We start from the raw sequence: 3,513 nt of genomic DNA, 5'->3' as shown, positions 1-3,513 counted from the left end.
ATGATCCTCCATATCACAACATTGGATAACCGGGTTTGCATTAAGCGGGAATTCTAATTGTCGTCAGGGGGGATTTATAACTGTCGTTGATCAGACGGGATCTTGAAACCGGGGAGTACCTTTTTGTCCGGCATGTCAATCATTTCTATGATTCAAAGGTTTCTGTCTTTTTTTATCGATATCTATCGGGACGCTATATCGTCCTTGCGGGTTGATATTAAGTCCTTTGGCTCGGGCTTTCGGCATGATTCAAAATGTATTATTATTTATAATGTTAATAATATCAATTTTTTAAAAAATAAAATCGCTTTGGCATGATTCTGGCTCTTTAAATGGGAACAATCCTCGTTAAGCACAGGATTCGACGGTCGTAAACTTAACTGATCATTTTGTTTAACATAAGCCATTAATAAGGAATCTGCCATGAGAACGAAACAACAGTATATAGACAGTGTAATGAAGCTTAGAAGAAATATCTTCTGCAAAGGCGAAAGAATCAGCCGTGACCACGAAGATCTTGAAATGACGCTGAATGTTCTCGGCCACACCTTTGAGGCAGCAGCCGACCCTGCTACAGCTGATCTTTGCACAGCAAAATCGCACCTGAGCGGCGAAACCATTAACCGTTTCTGCCATATCCACCAGAATCCACAGGATCTTCATAAAAAGCAGGACATGACCAGAATGCTTTGCCGTCATGTCGGATACTGCATAGGACGCTGCATGGGTGCTGACGCCACAAACGCAGTTAACTCCATAGCTTTTGAAGCTGACAAGGTTAACAACGGTAATACCGAGTATTACAAGAATTTCCTCAAGTGGCTCGATAATTTCCAGAAGAACGACTATGTCCTCGCCTGTGCCCAGACTGACACAAAAGGTGAGCGTATGCTCCGTCCTTCCCAGCAGCCTGATCCTGATCAGTATCTTCGCGTTGTTGAAAGAAAGAGTGACGGTATTGTTGTAACAGGTTGCAAGGTTCATATAACCCAGGCTTCAGTTGCAGATGAAATCATGGTTGTTCCGACACGTGCGATGACAGCAGATGAAAAAGACTATGCTGTGGCCTTCGCAGTGCCATCTGACTATGATGGAGTTACACAGATAGTCCATCCCCACAACATGAACAGAAGAAAGCATTTCAAGCGCGGATTCGATTTTGGTGCGGTTGACTCATATGTAATCTTTGACAAAGTTTTTGTTCCTTGGGATCGAGTTTTCCTTTGCGGAGAACATCAGCACGGCGGACTTGCAGCCCTTCTTTTTGCTCTTTTTCACCGTCACAGCTATTCAGGATGCAAACCGGCAATAGGTGACGTGGCAATTGGTCTTGCGGCGCTTGCAGCAGAGGTTAACGGGATCGAAAAGACTCCTCACGTAAAAGAAAAACTTGCAAGCATAATCCAGATTGCTGAACTCGGATACGCTGCTGGTTATACAGCTTCTGCCTTAAGCAAGCCTGAAGTAAATATTCCGGGTTTCGGACAGGTTCCTTTCGGCCCTGGATCATATATTCCAAATTCGATTTATTGCAATGTGGGCCGCTGTCTTACTGGAGAAGCAGTTTTCCATGAGCAGGAAATTCTTTGTGACATAGCTGGCGGTGTTCCTGCGACCTTCCCTTATGAACAGGATCTTGTGAATCCTGAAACCAAGGCATACGTTGATAAGTATCTCAAACGCAATTCAAAAATGCCTGTCGAAGATCAGATCAAATTCTGGCTGTATTTCAGTGACATGACAGTATCTGCAATTGCAGGCAGTATGAACTACGCAAGCTTCCACGGCGGTGGATCTCCAATTATGGAGCAGATAGCCATTACCTCCCAGTATGACATCAAAGCGAGGAAGGATATGGTGAAAAGGCTTGCAGGAATGTCTTAAAGTTTAATCATGTTTTTCATTGGGAGAATAAAGAAAAAATGACTGAATCAAATAAGAATGAAAAATTTGATAAAGCTAACGCAGTGGAAAAAGTAGGTGACCAGATGCCATCTGGTATTGAGGATATAAGCCGAGTATTTGTCGAGCAGCAGAGCAATATAATCAATGAAGTGAACGACAGCATACATACTGACAGCTCTAAAAACAAATAAGTTGCATTTAACGATAGTCATGCGCGGATCTTAAGTCTCTTGGCCCTTTCCCCAGGCATCAGCCAAGGGCCAAGAGACTTGATCCGCAAAATAAGGAGATTTCAAGCATGATGAATGCTTTTTCATTGAAAAACAAAATAGCCCTTATCACCGGCGCAAGCAGGGGGATAGGTGAGCATATAGCAATGACTCTTGCACAGCAGGGGGCCTATTGCATCCTTGTCAGCAGAAAGATAGAAGGTCTTGAGACCGTTGTAAAAAAAATAGAGGAAGACGGCGGAAAAGCAGAAGCAATTGCATGCAATATGGGAGATCTTGAGCAGATTCAGTTCTTGATGGATCAGGTTAAGGAAAAACATGGCAGACTTGATATTCTGGTAAATAATGCAGCCGCAAATCCATATTTCGGTGAAATGATCAATGCAGAAGAGTGGGCGTGGGATAAAACCAACGATGTTAACCTGAAAGGTCCATTTTTCATGTCCCAGCTCGGTGCAAGACTCATGAAGGCAACAGGTGGCTCGATAGTTAATGTATCTTCTATAAATGGAATCAAGCCTGCTCATATGCAGGGCATATATTCAATTACAAAAGCAGCCCTCATCGCCATGACAAAGGCTTTTGCCAAGGAGCTTGCTCCATATAAAATAAGGGTCAACACACTTCTTCCAGGTATGACGGAAACCAAGTTCTCAAGCGCAATAACAGAAAACAAGGAAGTTGAAAAAGCCGTAATATCAATGATTCCTTTAAAAAGAATAGCTTCACCTTCAGAGATGTCCGGCGCTGTACTTTATCTTGTATCGGATGCGTCCTCGTTCACCACAGGAAGCATGATTACCTGCGATGGCGGAATGCTGGCATAATCAGAATATTCATAATCCCAGAGCTTGTTTTTCTCTGTAGGTCAGGCGATTTAAAGCATTGTCTGTCCTCATGAGCATAAAAAAATAATTGCCTATGTGCCAGCCTTCTGTTTAAGACTTAAAACCAAATCCTTTTTGGGTTAATGGACTCGCAATAAGTCAAAAAAAGAGCGTCAGCGTAATGGCGGAATTGATCAGATTCCAGTTGTTTTCAAATATTATCCTGAATCCGGTTCCCTATTTTCACCGGAACAGGCCCGCCGGAATGACTGAAATTGGAGTTTTTGCGATCTTGGCAAATTGAATTTCATTGGGGAACTTTTTTCTAAAAAGTTCCCCATCCCCCTAAAAATATATTTTTAAGTATAATAACAGTATATTATGCTTGTGTTATCCGCGATTTTTGAAAAAATTTGTGGATTTTTTTAAAGAAACCAGCCGACGACGGTCTAATTATTAATTTGATTACCATTTTTACTCCGCCATGCTTATCTTAAGGCATGTGAAAGATTATCCAGATATGATGGAGGTGTAGCATGGCAAAAAATATG

3 protein-coding genes are annotated in these 3,513 nt (G+C 42.2%); all 3 read left to right on the top strand.

Features of this window, described 5'->3' with window-relative positions; all coding sequences use genetic code 11:
* The first annotated feature begins 423 nt into the window (after window positions 1–423).
* The 3 genes from K245_RS0120925 to K245_RS0120915 all read left to right on the top strand — a co-directional run bounded on the left by K245_RS0120925 (window position 424) and on the right by K245_RS0120915 (window position 2,962).
* Window positions 424–1,884 (top strand): 4-hydroxyphenylacetate 3-hydroxylase family protein, encoded by a 1,461-nt coding sequence (locus K245_RS0120925; RefSeq protein WP_027360732.1) that lies wholly within the window; start codon window positions 424–426, stop codon window positions 1,882–1,884.
* A gap of 38 nt (window positions 1,885–1,922) precedes the next feature.
* The gene (locus tag K245_RS27920) at window positions 1,923–2,096 is read left to right on the top strand and encodes a hypothetical protein (RefSeq protein ID WP_156906874.1); all 174 of its coding nucleotides are present in this window, start codon (window positions 1,923–1,925) and stop codon (window positions 2,094–2,096) included.
* A gap of 107 nt (window positions 2,097–2,203) precedes the next feature.
* Window positions 2,204–2,962: an SDR family oxidoreductase gene (locus K245_RS0120915; RefSeq protein WP_027360731.1), complete on the top strand. Its 759-nt coding sequence runs from the start codon at window positions 2,204–2,206 to the stop codon at window positions 2,960–2,962.
* The last annotated feature ends 551 nt before the right edge of the window (window positions 2,963–3,513 follow it).

The organism is Desulforegula conservatrix Mb1Pa (assembly GCF_000426225.1).
Taxonomy (GTDB): Bacteria; Desulfobacterota; Desulfobacteria; order Desulfobacterales; family Desulforegulaceae; genus Desulforegula; species Desulforegula conservatrix.
The sequence above is the reverse complement of the archived record's forward strand: the minus strand, read 5'-3'. Positions and strand labels throughout refer to the sequence as shown.

Excerpts from the sequence above, each read along its gene's own strand:
- K245_RS0120925 (WP_027360732.1), top strand. The coding sequence starts at position 424 with ATGAGAACGAAACAACAGTATATAGACAGTGTAATGAAGCTTAGAAGA.
- K245_RS27920 (WP_156906874.1), top strand. The coding sequence starts at position 1,923 with ATGACTGAATCAAATAAGAATGAAAAATTTGATAAAGCTAACGCAGTG.
- K245_RS0120915 (WP_027360731.1), top strand. The coding sequence starts at position 2,204 with ATGATGAATGCTTTTTCATTGAAAAACAAAATAGCCCTTATCACCGGC.